Annotated in this window: 17 protein-coding genes; all 17 read left to right on the plus strand. The window is 39.8% G+C overall.

All coding sequences use genetic code 11. The annotated features are described in order from the left end of the window. Positions 1-459: a heme-binding domain-containing protein gene (locus BLR27_RS03140; protein WP_090699741.1), complete on the plus strand. Its 459-nt coding sequence runs from the start codon at positions 1-3 to the stop codon at positions 457-459. A 7-nt stretch (positions 460-466) separates the two neighbouring features. After that, positions 467-3,283 carry a multicopper oxidase domain-containing protein gene (locus BLR27_RS03145; RefSeq protein ID WP_245704414.1) on the plus strand — a complete coding sequence of 939 codons (2,817 nt, stop codon included), beginning with the start codon at positions 467-469 and terminating at the stop codon, positions 3,281-3,283. 29 nt (positions 3,284-3,312) lie between these two features. Continuing rightward, a complete protein-coding gene (locus BLR27_RS03150) occupies positions 3,313-3,756 on the plus strand; it encodes a nuclear transport factor 2 family protein (protein WP_090699751.1) in 444 nt (147 codons plus the stop codon). An 84-nt stretch (positions 3,757-3,840) separates the two neighbouring features. Continuing rightward, positions 3,841-5,895, plus strand: a complete 2,055-nt coding sequence (locus tag BLR27_RS03155) for a copper-translocating P-type ATPase (protein ID WP_090699756.1) — start codon at positions 3,841-3,843, stop codon at positions 5,893-5,895. Between the two features lie 18 nt (positions 5,896-5,913). Beyond that, positions 5,914-6,201: a DUF6122 family protein gene (locus tag BLR27_RS03160; RefSeq protein WP_090699760.1), complete on the plus strand. Its 288-nt coding sequence runs from the start codon at positions 5,914-5,916 to the stop codon at positions 6,199-6,201. Positions 6,202-6,647: 446 nt separating this feature from the next. Beyond that, positions 6,648-7,265, plus strand: coding sequence for a DUF305 domain-containing protein (locus BLR27_RS03165; protein ID WP_090699765.1), 618 nt, complete (start codon positions 6,648-6,650; stop codon positions 7,263-7,265). Positions 7,266-7,562: 297 nt separating this feature from the next. Further along, positions 7,563-7,640: a four-helix bundle copper-binding protein gene (locus BLR27_RS18685; RefSeq protein ID WP_245704424.1), complete on the plus strand. Its 78-nt coding sequence runs from the start codon at positions 7,563-7,565 to the stop codon at positions 7,638-7,640. A 310-nt stretch (positions 7,641-7,950) separates the two neighbouring features. Then, complete coding sequence (locus BLR27_RS03175) at positions 7,951-8,343, plus strand: HYC_CC_PP family protein (RefSeq protein ID WP_090699773.1); 393 nt, start codon at positions 7,951-7,953, stop codon at positions 8,341-8,343. 93 nt (positions 8,344-8,436) lie between these two features. Next, positions 8,437-8,622: a hypothetical protein gene (locus BLR27_RS18390; RefSeq protein WP_143007690.1), complete on the plus strand. Its 186-nt coding sequence runs from the start codon at positions 8,437-8,439 to the stop codon at positions 8,620-8,622. A gap of 167 nt (positions 8,623-8,789) precedes the next feature. Then, entirely contained in the window at positions 8,790-8,894 is a 105-nt protein-coding gene (locus BLR27_RS18900) for a heavy metal-binding domain-containing protein (RefSeq protein ID WP_407641179.1), read from the plus strand. Between the two features lie 5 nt (positions 8,895-8,899). Continuing rightward, positions 8,900-10,204: an efflux RND transporter permease subunit gene (locus tag BLR27_RS18770; RefSeq protein WP_090699784.1), complete on the plus strand. Its 1,305-nt coding sequence runs from the start codon at positions 8,900-8,902 to the stop codon at positions 10,202-10,204. Next, entirely contained in the window at positions 10,194-12,143 is a 1,950-nt protein-coding gene (locus BLR27_RS18775; RefSeq protein ID WP_090699789.1) for an efflux RND transporter permease subunit, read from the plus strand. The genes BLR27_RS18770 and BLR27_RS18775 overlap by 11 nt, the downstream gene beginning before the upstream one ends. Next, positions 12,127-13,377: a TolC family protein gene (locus BLR27_RS03195; RefSeq protein ID WP_245704415.1), complete on the plus strand. Its 1,251-nt coding sequence runs from the start codon at positions 12,127-12,129 to the stop codon at positions 13,375-13,377. The genes BLR27_RS18775 and BLR27_RS03195 overlap by 17 nt, the downstream gene beginning before the upstream one ends. Further along, positions 13,355-14,710, plus strand: coding sequence for an efflux RND transporter periplasmic adaptor subunit (locus BLR27_RS03200; RefSeq protein ID WP_090699798.1), 1,356 nt, complete (start codon positions 13,355-13,357; stop codon positions 14,708-14,710). Before BLR27_RS03195 ends, BLR27_RS03200 begins: the two co-directional genes overlap by 23 nt. A 2-nt stretch (positions 14,711-14,712) precedes the next feature. Beyond that, complete coding sequence (locus tag BLR27_RS03205; RefSeq protein WP_090699801.1) at positions 14,713-15,921, plus strand: efflux RND transporter periplasmic adaptor subunit; 1,209 nt, start codon at positions 14,713-14,715, stop codon at positions 15,919-15,921. Between the two features lie 125 nt (positions 15,922-16,046). Next, entirely contained in the window at positions 16,047-16,613 is a 567-nt protein-coding gene (locus tag BLR27_RS03210) for a helix-turn-helix domain-containing protein (RefSeq protein ID WP_090700255.1), read from the plus strand. 86 nt (positions 16,614-16,699) lie between these two features. After that, positions 16,700-17,245, plus strand: coding sequence for a helix-turn-helix domain-containing protein (locus BLR27_RS03215; RefSeq protein ID WP_176767597.1), 546 nt, complete (start codon positions 16,700-16,702; stop codon positions 17,243-17,245). Positions 17,246-17,308 lie beyond the last annotated feature (63 nt).

Genomic DNA, 17,308 nt, shown 5'->3' on the forward strand with positions numbered 1-17,308 from the left:
ATGAGCAGAACAAAAATAGGACTAATTGTCTTATTGATTATAATGGTTATAATTCAGTTTGTTAAGCCTGCACGCAATCAAAGCGTGCAGGCTTCAACCGGGGGCATAGCCAGCGTAATCAATGTGCCGGAAAATGTGCAAGCTATTTTGCAAAACTCCTGCTATGATTGCCATAGTAACAATACCCGTTATCCCTGGTATGCTACGCTGCAGCCCGGGGCCTGGTGGATGGCCTGGCATATAGAGGAAGGAAAAGCGGAGCTGAATTTTGACGAATTTGGGAACTATTCCAAGCGAAGGCAGCTCAGTAAATTAAAAGCCATACAAGGATCTATTGAGGATAAGAGTATGCCCCTGCCATCTTATACATTCATACACAGGGCTGCTAATCTTTCAAAAACGGATAGAAACCTATTAAAAGATTGGATAGAAATATCCAAAGATGAAATTTCTAAATAAAACAATTATGAATAAGCTATTATTACTTGTCATCGTGCTTTTTTTCCAGCAAGGACTGTATGCGGAGTATCCAGTGCATTTACATTCACTATCCGCTTCAATGCAGGTTGTTTACACTTGCCCGATGCACCCGGAAGTAAAATCCGGCAAACCAGGTAATTGTCCGAAATGTGGTATGAAACTCGTATTACAGAAAACAAAAGCTGTTAAGCCTCCGGCACCAGCACCTGTTAAAACAGCCCCGATGCCTAAAGCAGCTAGTCCCGTAAAAATAGCTCCCGCCCCACAATCGGCTGTGGTATACACCTGTCCCATGCATCCTGAGGTAAAATCAAATAAGCCTGAAAACTGCCCTAAATGCGGAATGAAATTGGTAGTGCAAAAATCTGCCGCTCCCAAACGTGCGACACCTTCGCCTGTTAAGAAAACTCCGCCTGCTAAAAAGGGAAATATGGATGGAATGACCATGCCAGCGAAAAAAGAGAGTACGCCTGTCAAGGCTGAACCTGTTTCAGAGCCAGCTGAAAATCATCAGGAGCATGAGATGCCCATGACAGAAACGGACACCGTAGAAGCTGCCGAAGAGATTGATGCGATCCAAATAGCTAAAGCTAATCTTGGACCCGTTAAAACCATCTCTAATAAAACTCCGCCAAGAACTGTTCGTTACGACCTATATATTGCCGACACCATGGTGAATTTCACGGGAAAACCAAAACGGGCTATTGCCGTGAATGGACAAATCCCCATGCCTACACTCACTTTCACCGAAGGAGATACTGCTGAAATATATGTACACAACAGGCTGAAAGAAGAAACCTCGCTGCATTGGCACGGGCTGTTTTTACCCAACAAAATGGATGGGGTACCATACCTTACACAAATGCCTATAAAACCCGGCGCCACTTACGTGTACAAGTTTCCCATTATTCAGCACGGTACCCACTGGTACCATAGCCACAGTGGTCTGCAGGAGCAATTGGGTATGTACGGTTCTTTTATTATGAACAAAAGAGAGGAATGGGACATACCAACTATCCCCGTAATTATTAGTGAATGGCTGGATATGAAACCAGATGAGGCCCATCGTAGTTTACATGCGGCTACCGATTGGTTTGCAGTGCGAAAAGGTGCTGAGCAAACCTATTTAGAAGCAATAAAGTTGGGTTGGTTTAAAACAAAAGTGAAGAATGAATGGAAGCGGATGAATGCGATGGATTTAACTGATATTTATTATGATAGTCTTTTAATTAACGGTAGAAATCAAATCCATCAGCCACAATTTAAAGCGGGTGATAAAGTAAGGTTGCGCATAGCAAACGGTGGGGCGTCCGATTATTTCTGGCTTAGCTATTCTGGCGGAAAAATTACAGTAGTAGCCACCGATGGCAATGATGTGGAACCGATAGAAGTTGACCGGTTAATTATAGCTGTTTCAGAAACCTATGATGTTGTTGTAACTATTCCTGAAAACAAGAGTTACGAATTTCTTGCAACACCGGAAGATCGGACAAAATTTACTTCATTGTGGCTCGGAAGCGGCGAGAAAGTGCCTGCTGTAAGATGGAATCGGCCCAAATATTTTTTAGGGATGAGGATGATGAACGACATGATGGACATGAATGGCAACTTAATTGAGATGGAAGGAATGGAGATGAAAAACCAGGTAATGGACATGAACACGGTAATGTATCCGGAGATTACAGGAGAAGAAATCCGCAGCGCGAAAAAGGTGGAAGGAATGGAGAAAAGGAGAGCCGGTAAGAAACAAACGACACCTATGGCAGGCATGGATGAGACCAACTCTGACATGGTCTCACTTAGTTACGAAATGTTGCGGGCTCCTGAAAAAACCACTTTACCTGTAGGCCCCTGGAGAGAGATAAAATTTGATCTGACGGGTAATATGAACCGTTATGTCTGGAGCATTGATAACAAAGTAGTTTCGGAAAGCGATAAAATACTTATACGAAAAGGTGAAAACGTAAGAATAATTTTGTTCAATAACAGTATGATGCGCCATCCTATGCACCTACACGGCCACGACTTCAGACTATTAGGCGGCCAAGGTGAAAACGCCATCATGAAAAACGTCATTGACATCATGCCTATGGAAAGAGACACCATAGAATTCAACGCAAATGAACGGGGTGGTGACTGGTTCTTTCATTGCCATATTTTATACCACATGATGAGCGGTATGGGCAAAGTTTTTTCCTACGATAATCCACTGGTTGATAAAACCGATATTACCAATCCTAAAGTAGCTAAGCGTGGATTAAACTCGGAAGACAGAAAATTTCATGCAATGGGCTCAGTCGGGCTAGAAAGTAATGGCAGCGATGGCGAATTCATGCTGGCGAGTACTCGTTTTAAGCTATCTACCGAATGGCGACTCGGTTTAGATGCAATGCATGGTAACGAGAGCGAAACGAATTTTGGAAGGTACTTAGGGAGGAACCAATGGATATTCCCTTTTATTGGCTTTGATTATCATCGAAATACAATGAGAAACGAAGGTGAAAAAAACATGTTTGGTCAAATTAGTAATCAAACCAACAGAAAAGCTTTTGTAGCCGGTATACAGTACACACTTCCCATGTTATTTATTGCGGAACAGAGAATTGATAGTAAAGGCAAACTTCGTTTTCAATTATCGCGAGAGGATATTCCAGTAGCGCCAAGGTTAAGGTTGAACATTTCTGGTAATACAGATAAAGAATATACCACCGGACTAAGGTACATTGTAACAAAATACTTTAATTTATCCACTCACTACGACAGCGACATGGGGTTTGGGGGTGGATTAACCCTTACTTACTAGAATTTTAACATTAATTAAAATGAAAAAAAATGAAAAAAATAACTTTAATAGTTAGTATGCTGTTTTTATATGTGACTGCATTTACACAAACCAATGAGGTCGAAGCAGCAAAGATGGTTCTTAGAAAATATCATGATGCTATTCAGAAATTAGACGCTGCAGGTACAGAATTGCTTTTTACAGCGGATTCTAAAATTTATGAATCCGGTGGAATCGAAGGCACCTATGTACATTACCTGGAGCATCACCTTGGGCCTGAGTTACAGGTATTCAAGTCTTTTACTTTTAGTGATTACAAAGCCGATGTGAAAGTTGATGGAGATTATGCGTTTGCTACCGAAACCTATAACTATACCATTGTAGTAGCCAAAGATAATTTCGAAATAAAACGGAAAGGGGTAGCCACTTCCGTACTAAAGAAAATTGACGGAAAATGGAAGATCATGGTCAGCCATAGTTCGTCACGAAAGTAAAGTTGATAATTAATACCATGGCTATTTATCTTCCTGAAAATGAAAACAGGCTCTAACATTTGATGATCTCTAAAATCAAGAACTATGAAACATCAGCATCATGTAGAAAAACCTGCTAAAAAAGAAAAAATGGACCACTCAAAAATGGCCCATAGCAAGACGAAGCATGGATCTAACCCGACAATGGGTCACGAAGGGCACAATCACGCCATGATGATCGCTGATTTCAAAAAGCGGTTCTATGTTGTGCTGGCACTTACTTTTCCTATAATGCTTTTATCGGAAATGATACAGCAGTTCATTGGTGTAGAGTGGCAGTTTACAGGTTCGTCCTACATCTTATTTGCCTTATCATCGATTGTGTTTTTTTATGGCGGCTGGCCCTTTTTAAAAGGATTAGTTGATGAGGTAAAGGCTAAGAATCCAGGTATGATGTTTTTGATTGGCTTTGCCATAACGGTTGCATATGTTTATAGTGTAGCTGTTGTATTTGGCTTGCAGGGGATGGATTTTTTCTGGGAATTATCAACCCTGATTCTCATCATGCTTTTAGGTCATTGGATCGAAATGAAATCTATAGCTGGCGCATCCAAAGAGCTGGAATTGTTAGTACAATTGATGCCCGTTGATGCGCACATGGTGATGCCGGATATGATGCATGATGTAAAGACCGACACGTTAAAAGAGAATGACATTATTCTGGTTAAACCCGGCGAAAAAGTGGCAGCAGATGGAGTAGTATTGGAAGGAGAAAGTTACCTCAATGAATCCATGCTGACAGGTGAATCAAAGCCTGTACAAAAAGGGAAAGGGGATAATGTAATTGCAGGCGCCATTAATGGGAATGGTTCCATTAAAGTTACCGTATCCCATGCAGCAAAAGATTCTTATCTATCGCAGGTAATCAAGCTGGTAGATGATGCTCAAAAGTCCAAATCTAAAACCCAGTTGCTGGCAGATAAGGCAGCAAGATGGTTAACTTTAATTGCTCTGGTTTCGGGTATAGGTACATTTTTATATTGGTATTTAACAGGACAATCCTTGGCATTTGCTATGGAAAGAATGGTTACAGTTATAGTAATTTGCTGTCCGCACGCTTTAGGATTGGCAGTGCCTTTGGTTGTTGCAAAATCAACTGCCCTATCTGCAAAAAATGGCTTACTGATCAAGAACAGAACAGCGTTTGAAAATTCGCGAAAGATCACCACCATCGTATTTGATAAGACAGGTACGCTTACGGTAGGGAAATTTGAGGTCTCCAAAGTTGTTTCACTGCAAAAGGAACTTCTTGAAAACGAAATCCTTCGCCTGGCATCTGCATTAGAACAAAAATCAGAACACCCTATAGCCACAGGCATCCTGCAAAAGGTTAAAGAATTATCACTCCCTATTCCTGCAACTGAAAATTTCAACGCTATTACTGGTAAAGGTGTTGAAGCTACGGTAGAAGGCAAAAAGATTTTGGTAGTTAGTCCGGGCTACCTGAAAGAAAACAACATTCCCATCCCTGACAGTTTCGAAGTTAACGATACTGAAACAGTGGTCTTTGTATTGATCAATAATGCATTGGCGGGTTTCATTGCATTATCAGATGAGATACGGCCTGAATCCGCAGAAGCCATTAAAACCCTAAAGCAGAACAATATTAAATCTATTCTGCTTACTGGTGATAACGATAAAGTCGCTAAGAGCGTAAGTGAAACACTGGGAATGGATAGTTTTATGGCTCAGGTATTGCCTCACCAGAAATTGGAAAAAATAAAGGAACTGCAGGGTAAAGGGGAGTTTGTAGCCATGACAGGCGATGGGGTGAATGACGCGCCTGCTTTAGCCATTGCAGATGTTGGTATCGCCGTAGGCAGTGGAAGCGATATAGCCGCTGAAACCGCCGGGATCATTTTGGTTAATAGTAATCCAAAGGATGTGGTTAACCTGATTTTATTTGGCAAGGCCACTTATCGTAAGATGATGCAAAATCTGGTTTGGGCAACGGGTTATAATGTTATCGCATTGCCTCTGGCCGCTGGTGTACTGTACAATCAGGGAGTGTTATTGAGTCCGGCTGCTGGGGCAGTACTCATGACTGTTAGCACCATTGTTGTAGCAATCAATGCAAGTATGTTAAAAGTGAAATCTTAATGAGTTGAACTTATAGACATGTTACACATTGCTCTCCATTTTATAGTTCCCGCACTGATCGCAGTTCTGTTTTATAAAAAACTGACATACAAAGCGTGGCTGATTATGATCGCAACAATGGCAGTAGACCTGGATCACTTACTGGCTAATCCCATCTATGATCCCGACCGATGCAGTATTGGATTTCACCCTTTGCATTCTTACATTGCAATTGGTGTTTATGCTGTATTATTAATCTTTCCACGACTGCGTATCATGGCAATCGGCTTGTTAATACATATAGCTCTTGATTATGTCGATTGTTAACGATAGCGTGGTTTTCGTCCCCTGATAAAACTGGCAGAGCCCAGGTTATTTTCTCAGTTGGCGGGGGCGAAGGAAAAACATTAAAACGTCAAGTCTGACATTGAATTGATGTTTTCTAGTTTACTTGAACAAAACTGCATATTTCCTTCTCGGTTGTTGATCGATCTGACATAGTTCTGAAAAGATAAAAAATCAGAACAAAACCCTATATGGATTGTCGTATAAAGAGTTACATGAATAATCATGAAATTCTGATATGAAAGGAGAGGCGGCAATTAGGCTTTCATTACGCTGATCAACTTGCTAAAGCTGATCATGGCTGGAAATGCAGACTATGACCTGATATGTATGATTAAATCTCATCATCAGGGAGCTTTTGATATGGCTAAATTTCAGTTTATAAATACATATCAATTTAAACACATCTACATTTAAACTAAAAATTTATGAAAAATACAATTAAAATTATTGCAGTAGTAGGTCTAATACTGTTCACTCAGGCATGTAGTAAAGACGATGATAATAAAATCAAGGTTCAGGATCATGACCAAAACCAAATGATGAGTATTATGCATAGCATGATGACTAAAATGATGGCAATGCCAATGAGCAAAGACCCGGATGATGATTTTGCTATGATGATGAAAATGCACCATCAGGGAGCCATTGATATGTCTAGTGCCGAATTGAAAAACGGAGATGATCCAAAAATGAAAGAAATCGCCCAAAAAATCATTGATGCTCAAAAGGCGGAAATCGTACAATTAGAAACGTTTTTGGCTGTGCATAACCCACATATGATGTCTATGGAATTTACTGATCAGATGATGAAGGAAATGGAAAAAAGTGGGAGACAGGCTGACTTACAGGTAATCAATGGAGATATCGACCACGACTTTGCTATGCTCATGATTGGCCATCACCACGCAGCTATCGAAAATTCACGCTTGGAACTAATATATGGTCATGATGCAAGTATGAAAACTATGGCACAAAAAATTATTGATGCCCAGCAGGCAGAAATAAAAGAACTACAGGAATGGCTGTTGTCAGATGGTAAATAATCATATCAATTTACCTATAAAACATTAATTATGTCACATCAAAAATTCCAAGACTGCATTGACGCCTGTGTGGCGTGTGCAGTAGCTTGTAGCCATTGCGCTACTGAATGTTTAAAAGAAGAAGATATTAAAATGATGGCTCGCTGCATTCAACTGGATCTTGAATGTGCCGTCCTATGTCGTTCAGCGGCAGAAGTCATGAGCCTTGGTAGTGAATTCAGTGCCCACATGTGCAGGATATGCGCAGACGCTTGTTATGCCTGTGCAGAAGAGTGTGAAAAGCATGCTGAAAGGGGTATGAATCATTGCAGGGAGTGTGCTGAAGCCTGCCGAAGGTGTGCTGAGGCTTGTGAGGAAATGGCTACGGCAGCCTAGTGATATAACAATCCTTACTTTCATCCGAACGAATTTCTATACAAATTACCCGTAATAGTCGCGTTCTAAGCCTACCTATACTTTTGATTTCAAATAATAAAACATGAAATCAAAATCTTTACCACCAGAAAACGCACTTTACAATCTAATCTATAATCCAAGCTCAAAAAAACAATACCTAATTGTAATTTATGGTAGTATCATCAACCTTATGCGAAGTCAGTTTTAGTATGTGAAAGTTCGACATTATAAAATGATTACGAAAAAATGGAAAAACACGTCTTTTTTTCTGATCTTTGTAGAAGTTTAAATGAAAAAGTTAATTGTCTCCATATTAGCGGTTTTTTATCTGGGTATCTCATCCGGAGCCACTATGCATTTTCATTATTGCATGGGGCAGTTAATTGAATCCGGCTTTTTATCTAAGGAATCTAAAACCTGTGATAAATGCAGCATGAAGGCAGACACTACGCAAGATTGCTGCAAGCATGAAAGTAAGCTGGTCAAAGTTGACAGTGCGCAAAAGCTTTCCGATAATTTTTATCAATTTAAAACCTTTAGTTCAGATCTGGCTTGGCACAAATATTCTGTGATCCCAAGGGTTTACACCTCTTCTATAACAGAAGATCAGCCTCTGTCGAATGCCCCACCAACTACGGATAACACCCCTGTTTTTATCCGAAATTGTACCTTCCGTATATAATAACATTCTTTAAAGTTCAAGCTAATTCCATAGTTTGACGTAGGCATTTCGTGCCAAATCCTTTATTTCTTTCTTGACCGTTTTTAAAAAATCATGAGAACCACTTCATTGTTTGGTGTGGCTATTTCAATCCTATTTAGTACTGCTGTACTTGCCCTGGATGATAGCACATCCTTTAAAGTATCCGGAAATTGTAGCATAAGAAAACTAACGATCGAAAACGCCGCAAAAGAACCATCATACCCAAATAATGGATATAACTGCAGTTGCAATTACTAATTAATTAATAACTAATAAAGACAAACACAATGAAAAGTTTAATTCTGACGGCTATCGCCTTAGTCGCCATATTTATTTCAGCTTGCAATTCAAACAGTACTTCAGACAAAAATAAATCTACTGACTCTACATCAGTTCATGCACCAGGTACGACATATACCTGTCCTATGCACCCGGAAGTACTTAGTGATAAACCCGGAAAATGTCCGGAATGCAAAATGAACTTAGTCGCAAAAGAAGAAAAAGAAGATCACACTGGTCACCAACACTAAAAATCATGGTAGAGAAACTTATCGCGTTTTCATTGCGGAACAGATTCCTGGTACTACTTTTTGCCGTGGGGATTTTTGCCTGGGGTATCTATTCTGTTAAAACCAGCAAAATTGATGCAATACCCGATTTGTCGGAAAATCAGGTCATCGTATTCACTGAATGGATGGGAAGGAGTCCTCAGATTATTGAAGATCAAATCACTTATCCGCTGGTAACAAACCTCCAGGGCTTACCAAAAGTAAAATATGTAAGAGCCAATTCCATGTTCGGAATGAGCTTTATTTATATAATTTTTGAGGATAACGTTGATGTTTACTGGGCTCGTTCAAGAGTGCTGGAAAGATTAAATTCGATCGGAAGCGCACTACCCAAGGGGGTGACACCGACGATGGGACCAGACGGTACTGGAGTCGGACATGTGTTGTGGTATACGCTTGAGGCTCCGGGAATGGATCTTGGCGAACAGCGTGCAGTTCAGGATTGGTATGTCAAATTTGCCCTCCAAAATGTCCCCGGCGTTAGTGAGATCGCCTCTTTCGGCGGTTTTCAAAAGCAATATCAAATTAACATTGATCCCAATAAACTTACCTATTACAAACTCTCAGTGTCTGACATCACTCGCGCCGTCAATGCTAATAACAATGAAGCAGGCGGCCGTAAATTTGAGATGAGTGACGTGGGGTATATTATCAAAACTACCGGTTATTTGAAATCCATTAAGGAAATGGAAAACCTTGCTGTTCGTACCCAAAATTCAATTCCTGTTAAAATAAAAGACGTTGCAACGGTGCAAATGGCTGGCGAAAGCCGGTTAGGCATATTTGATTACAACGGTGAGGGTGAGGCGGTAGGCGGAATCGTGGTACTGCGCTATGGTGAGAACGCTGATGAAGCTATTAAAAAAATAAAAGCAAAGATGATCGAAGTTAGCAGAGGCTTACCCCAGGGGATGAGATTTAATATTGTCTACGACCGGGGTGAGTTAATTGAAGAAGCTATTTCTTCTATTACAAATACACTTATTGAAGAGATGATTGTAGTTTCATTAATAGTGATTGCTTTTCTATTTCACTGGAGAAGCGCTGTCAGTATTATTATCCAAATCCCTATTACGATAGCAGCCAGCTTTATCATTTTAAACGCTTTCGATATTTCCTCGAACATTATGTCATTGACCGGAATCGCTTTAGCTATTGGTGTAATTGTCGATAATGGAATTATTATGGCCGAGAACTCTTATAAACACCTGGCCATTAGGCAGGCCGAACTTAACGAATTAAGAATTGGAGGGAAAACAGATGCAAAATAAACTAAAAAACTTTTTTAAAAGAAAAGCCAAAAAAGACGATTATGTGAAGCTTTCTAATGAAGAAAGACTGAGTATTATTGAAAAAGCCTGTAAACAAGTTTCACGTGGTGTTTTTTACTCCACTGTAATTATCATCACTTCTTTTCTTCCGGTATTTCTTCTAACCGGACAAGAAGGGAAGCTTTTTCATCCGCTAGCTTATACCAAGACATTTATATTAATTGTCGACGCGATGCTGGTTATCACACTCGCACCGGTAATCATTTCTTTTTTCATGAAAGGAAGATTTCGTTCTGAACATGAGAACCCGATTAACCGATGGCTGGAAAAGAAGTATGAACCCGTTATCCGGGCTTGTATGAAGTATCGGAAGACCACGTTGGGAATAAATATCCTTGCTTTATTAATCAGCATTCCCTTAGTAATGAGCTTGGGCAGGGAGTTTATGCCTCCGCTTGATGAGCAATCAATTTTGTTCATGCCAGTTACTTTACCGGATGTTTCAAATGCAGAAGCCAAGCGTATTTTACAGGTTCAGGATAAAATAATTAAATCTGTGCCTGAAGTTGATAAGGTTTTAGGAAAAGCCGGGAGAGCGAACACAGCAACTGATAATTCGCCAATTAGCATGATTGAAACAATTGTGTCCTTAAAACCTAAGAGTGAGTGGCGACCCGGAATAACGAAAAAGGATATCATAGCACAACTGGATGCAAAACTTCAGATTCCGGGAGTGGTAAACGGATGGACACAACCAATCATTAACCGCATTAATATGCTTTCTACCGGTATCCGTACCGATGTAGGTATCAAGGTCTATGGTCAGGATTTAAATCAAATTGCTACGGTATCAAAAAAAGTGCAAACATTATTGCAAAATATTGAGGGAGTTAAAGACTTATATGTTGAACCTGTCACCGGAGGAAAATATCTTGAAATAGATATAAAACGTGACCAGCTTGAGCGATATGGATTAACTGTAGATGATATTAATGGAACGGTGGAAACTGCGATTGGTGGGGCTCCGTTCGGTACTACCATTGAAGGAAGACAACGATTTAATATCCATTTAAGGCTTGGTCAGGATTACCGGAATAGCATTGACAGGCTTAAGCGCATCCCTATAAACTCTCCGGATGCCGGCACCATTCCGCTTTCGGCAGTTACTGATATCCGGTTTGCCGATGGTCCTCCGATGATCACTTCCGAAAACGCAATTTTAAGAGGGGCGGTAATGTTCAACGTAAGAGAGCGGGATTTGGGAAGCACTGTTCAGGAGGCAATAGATAAACTAAACAACGATTTAAAGCTGCCGAACGGATATTTTGTAGAATGGAGCGGGCAGTATGAGAATCTGATCCGCGGACAGCAAACCTTAATTTATATTCTGCCAATTGTTCTGGTCATTATCTTTTTATCACTGTACCTGGCGTTTAAATCCGCCAGGGAGGCATTTTTAAGCTTAGTAACTATTCCTTTTGCTCTGATCGGCGGAGCCTACATTATCTACTTCTGGGGGGTTAATATGTCGGTTGCTGTTGCCGTTGGATTTATTGCATTGTTTGGTATTGCAGTTGAAACCGGGGTGGTGATGGTCATTTACCTGAACGATGCGATGAAGCAATTAGTAGCATTGAAGGGCAATTCTAGCGAAACGATTACAAAAGAAGATTTAAGGGAATATGTAATTAACGGTGCAGCAAAACGTCTACGCCCAAAGATCATGACTGTTTGCGTAGCTCTTTTTGGCTTGACACCGGTGTTGTGGTCGACCGGTGTGGGGAGCGACATGATGCAACCCATTGTTCTGCCAATGATCGGCGGAGTGTTAACCTCATCTACACATATCCTGTTAGTAACCCCACTCATCTTTCTGATGACAAAAGAATATGAATTAAAAAAGTTTGGAAAACTGGAGGTGCATGATGTACATCATTAGAAATTTTATCCTGCTTGTATTGCTATTGGGTTCTACAATAACCTACGGTCAGGAAGTATTAACCCTGACAAAAGTATTACAGGAAATTAACGCGAATAATCCAACCCTAAAGGCTTTTGACAACCAGGTTAAAAGCCAGGACGCTAAGGTTGAAGGAGCGGGATCATGGATGGCTCCGATGGTTGGCGCAGGAACATTTATGACGCCGTACCCTGGTTCAAGGGTTATGGATGAAGCAGATAAAGGGGCCTGGATGTTGTCAGCGGAACAGGATATTCCTAATCCCGCTAAGATCAAGGCTAAAGCAAAATACCTTGCCGCCCAGTCATCTATTACAAGAGCCGAACAGGCAGTACAAGCCAATCAATTAAGAGCGAGGGCGAAACAGTTGTATTATGAGTTGTTAGTAGCTAGCAAAAAAAATGCTTTTCAACTGGAGAACCAAACTATAATGGGAACAATGAAAAAGCTTGCAGAAATTCGCTATCCCTTTAATCAAGGGTCCTTAAGCCAGGTCTTTAAAGCTGAAGGGCGGCTTCATGAATCGGCGAACATGATTTTAATGACTGAAAGTGATATACGATCTAAAAAGATTGCTTTGAATGCATTAATGTATCGTCCGGTTAATTCCGATTTTACTTTAGATACTACTCAAAAGGCAACTTTTACGCCATTGGCTGAACTGGATACTTCTTATTTAGCAACTAACCGAAGTGATATTCAGCAAATGGACCGGTCTATTCGTGCAATGGAGCTCAACATTAATCAGATGAGGAAGGAAGCCAAACCTGATTTCCGTATCCGGTTGGAACACATGTCCCCACGTGCGGAAATGATGCCAAATCAATACACCCTTATGGGGATGATATCTATTCCAATTGCCCCCTGGTCATCTAAGATGTATAAGTCTGAGATTAAGTCTATGAATTTTGAGCGTGAGGCCATGCGTCAGCAAAAAGAAGGAATGTTATCCGAAATGCTTGGAATGACCAAATCCATGGAAACCGAATTGTTAAACATGCAAATCCAGTTAAAAAATTACGAAACTAAAATTTTACCTGCCTTAGACAAGAATTTAAAAGTGTCTATGCTTTCTTATCAGGAGAATAAAGGTGATGTGAATACAGTAATTGATGGTTGGGAAGCAGTCAATATGTCTCAGATGAACTACTTGGATGCTTTACAGAAATTTTATCAAATGATTGTTGAATATGAAAAAAATATTGAAAGGTAGTTTTCCAATAGTCGTTTTATTTGCCATTCTTTTACTCTCAGCCTGTAAAGGAAAAGATAAGCAGGCAGAAACAAAAGAGGTGACTAAATATACTTGCCCCATGCATCCTCAAATAGTTAAAGATGCGCCAGGATCATGTCCTATTTGCGGAATGGATTTAGTGCCAATGAATGCACCGGGGAAAGATGGGGGCGTTAACGACACGCTTGCAGCCCTGGTTAAACCGACAAATGAGGTGGTGCTTTCAGGAATAAAATCTATAAAGCCTCAAACTGGCCCGCGTTTTCAGGACATAAATATAAAAGGAGTCATCAATTATAATACGAATTATCAAAATTCAGTCTCGTCTAGGGTAAGGGGAAGGATTGAGAAATTGTATGTAAAGTATAATTATCAGCCAGTATCCAAAGGACAAAAGCTTATGGATATTTATAGCCCGGATTTAGCCAGTGCCCAACAGGAATTACTCTTTTTAAAGAATAATAACGAACCCGCTCTTTTAGAGCAGGCGAAAAAGAAACTTCGACTTTTGGGAGCAACGGAACAGCAAATTAAACAGATTCTGATCACTGGCAAAGTAGATTATACGGTTAGTATCTACAGTCCGTATACAGGCTATGTTGCAGAACTTCAAAATGCTTCGGTCTCAGCTAACGGAGCCAGTTCAGCAGGTGGGACCATGATCGCATCTGAATCCTCAGAGGGCGGCTCTTCTATGGGCGAAATGGGAGGTTCTTCCCCCAGCTCTGCGTCCAATTCCACAGCTTCAATTCCTGATGTAGCCACTAATTCGCCTTTACGATTGAGAGAGGGTCATTATGTGTCTGTAGGACAAAAAATATTTAACTTGGTTAATTCTAATGTGATCTGGGCCGAATTTTATGTAAATCCTGCTGATCTCGACAAGTTTAAAGTGGGTACGATGATAGAGGTACAATCGGTTGATGTGAAAGCTAAGAAAAACAAGGTGCCGGTTAGCTTAGTACAACCATACTATAGTCAAGGAACATATTTTTCCCTTGTCCGGGCCACTGTTACCAATTCAGATAAATCATGGAAAGTTGGGGAACTGATCAACGTAAAAAGTGAAAGTACCCGAAAAATTGGCACTTGGCTGCCGCGCACTGCTGTACTTCAACTGGGTACCCGCTACGTTTCGTTCATTAAGAAAAATAATGCTTTTTTACCCATTTATGTAAATGTAAAAAGTGTTTTAGGAGATTGGATAGATATAGGTGACAGCATAAATATGAAACAGGATGTAGCTTTAAACGCTTGGTTCCTGGTAGATAGTGAAAGCTTTATTAACGTTCAAAATATAACTGCACAATAAGTATGGAAAGGAAAAGATTTGTAAAGAGCCTGGTGCTGGTAACGCTTGCACCTTCTCTGTTTATTGCGGCATGCAGAAATGAGAAGAAGGCCGCTGCATCTCAAAATTACACATGCCCGATGCATCCTCAGATAATTAAAGATGTTCCAGGCTCTTGCCCCATTTGTGGAATGGATTTGGTTCCGGTTAGTAGTGGCAGCGATAAAAATGAGCTCATATTAATGAATAGCCAAATTCAGCTAGCCAATATTACAACTATGCAAATTGCGCAAAGCAATTTTGGCACTTCTAAAGTATTAAATGCAAGGTTGGTTACAAATCCTGAACTTTCAGAAGTAATATCAAGCCGGTACGCCGGGCGTATTGAACGGTTATTTGTCAAAGAAACCGGCCGTCAGGTTTCTAAGGGGCAAGCCCTTTTCCAGATTTATAGTGAAGAACTTCAAACACTTCAGCAGGATTATTTACTCCAGGTAAAACAAGTCGCTGCATTTCCTAACGAAAAGATTTATGTTACACTTGGGGAAGCTGCCAAAAGTAAACTTCGTCTATTTGGCTACTCCAATCCCCAGATAGAGAATCTGGTTCGAAGCAATAAAATTTCACCATTTGTAACAGTCAATGCCACTGCTTCGGGCATAGTTAATGAAGTCAGTGTTTCAGAGGGCCAATATGTTTCGGAGGGTTCTCCAATTATACGATTAGAAAATTTCAACCAGTTATGGGTAGAAGCAGATGTTTATCCGGGTGAAGCTTCTTCTATAAAAGTCGGTACTCCTGTCAAAGTATCTGTTTACGGGTTTCCTGAGTTAGAACAAACAGTGGAAATAAATTTTATTTCGCCTCAGATAGATCCTTCAAGTCAGATATTAAAAGTCAGGGGACCCATACAAAGTCAGGGGAAATTGCAATCCGGAATGCAAGCCACTGTATTATTAAATACAGCAAAAATCAATAATGCTGTTGCATTACCTCTCAATGCAGTAATTCGGGATGGTAAAGGCGCACACGTTTGGATTAAAACGGGTAAAAATACGTTCGCTCCTAAAATGGTTACAACCGGCCAGGAGGATGAGAATCAAATTGTCATCATTTCAGGATTAGAGAATGTTAAAGAAGTTGTGGTAAGTGGCGCTTATCTATTATCAAGCGAATTTATCTTAAAGAAGGGTTCTGATGCTATGACAAAGCACAATATGAGCAAAATGTAAATGATGTACAGTTATTAGGCAGATATTTATAGCATCAAGCAAGTAAAACCTCGGCAATGAAGCAACTCAATTCAGACCATTCAAGATGTTTATTTAACAAAATAAATTTATTTATCGTAAAAAAAATGGAAATCTATATAAAAAACATGGTTTGCGATCGCTGTATTAAAGTTGTAAAGGAAGAGTTCGCAAAGCTGGGATTACACCCACTTAAAACAGAACTAGGGATAGTGAATTTAGAAGATGATCATCTTACTCCTAAACAACGATCAAAACTTACAGAAGTCTTGAACAGTCTGGGATTTGATGTATTAGATAGCAAAAGAACCAGAATTATAGAACAGATCAAAAATGCTATAATCAATAGAATATTTCACTCTGAGAATTTAGATGAAAGAGTAAACTGGTCGAAGCTAATATCTGATGTATGTTTTTATGAATATAATTACCTGAGTACCCTGTTCTCTTCGGTTGAGGAAATAACAATTGAGCAATATGTCATTCGACAAAAAATTGAACGTGTAAAGGAGTTATTATTTTACGATGAACTTAATTTAGGGGAGATCGCTAATAAGCTAGGATATAGCAGCATCGCTCATCTTTCGGCTCAGTTTAAAAAAGTTACAGGTCAAACTCCTTCTCTTTTCAAAAAAGCCAGAACCACAAGAACAGCGATGGATTCGATTATTTAACCGTTCCCTCAAACCCAACTAATGAAATAATGACAGAACTGTATATAAAGAATATGATTTGCCGATGCTGCATTCATGTTGTTAAAATGGAGGTAGAGAAAGCTGGTTGTACGCCAATAACCATTGACTTAGGTATTGTAAAAGTTAAGGAAGATTTGACTGATAAAGTCTTAGATGAAATTTCTATACAACTTCAGAAATATGGATTAGGCCTGATAAATACATTTAAAAGCATTATTGTCGAGAAGATCAAAACTATTGTAATACGATATATTCATTCAGCCGATATCCTCCCTCAAAAAATTGACTGGTATAATATAATTTCAAGCCAACTGAGTCAGAAATACTCGTCTAACCAAATAAGTAGACTATTTCCTATTGTCGAGGGCGTTACGTTGGAACATTTTATTATTATTCAAAAAACAAGGCGTGCAGAGGAATTGATATTCCAAAATGAATTCACTCTTACCGAAATATCAAAAAAACTAGGTTATGCCAACTTACCTCATTTATCCGGGCAATTCAAAAAAGTTACTGGATTTACTCCCACACAATATAAAGCACAAAGAGTAGAAAGGGCTCGGAAAACTAGTCGCTCTAAAAAGGCCCCACCGTCATTTAAACCAATATAATTCTTTGCCTAATTAATATAAAAGTTTCTAATGTATTAGAAGGTGATGATGCATTATAACTTT

It is taken from the genome of Daejeonella rubra, from assembly GCF_900103545.1.
GTDB lineage: Bacteria > Bacteroidota > Bacteroidia > Sphingobacteriales > Sphingobacteriaceae > Daejeonella > Daejeonella rubra.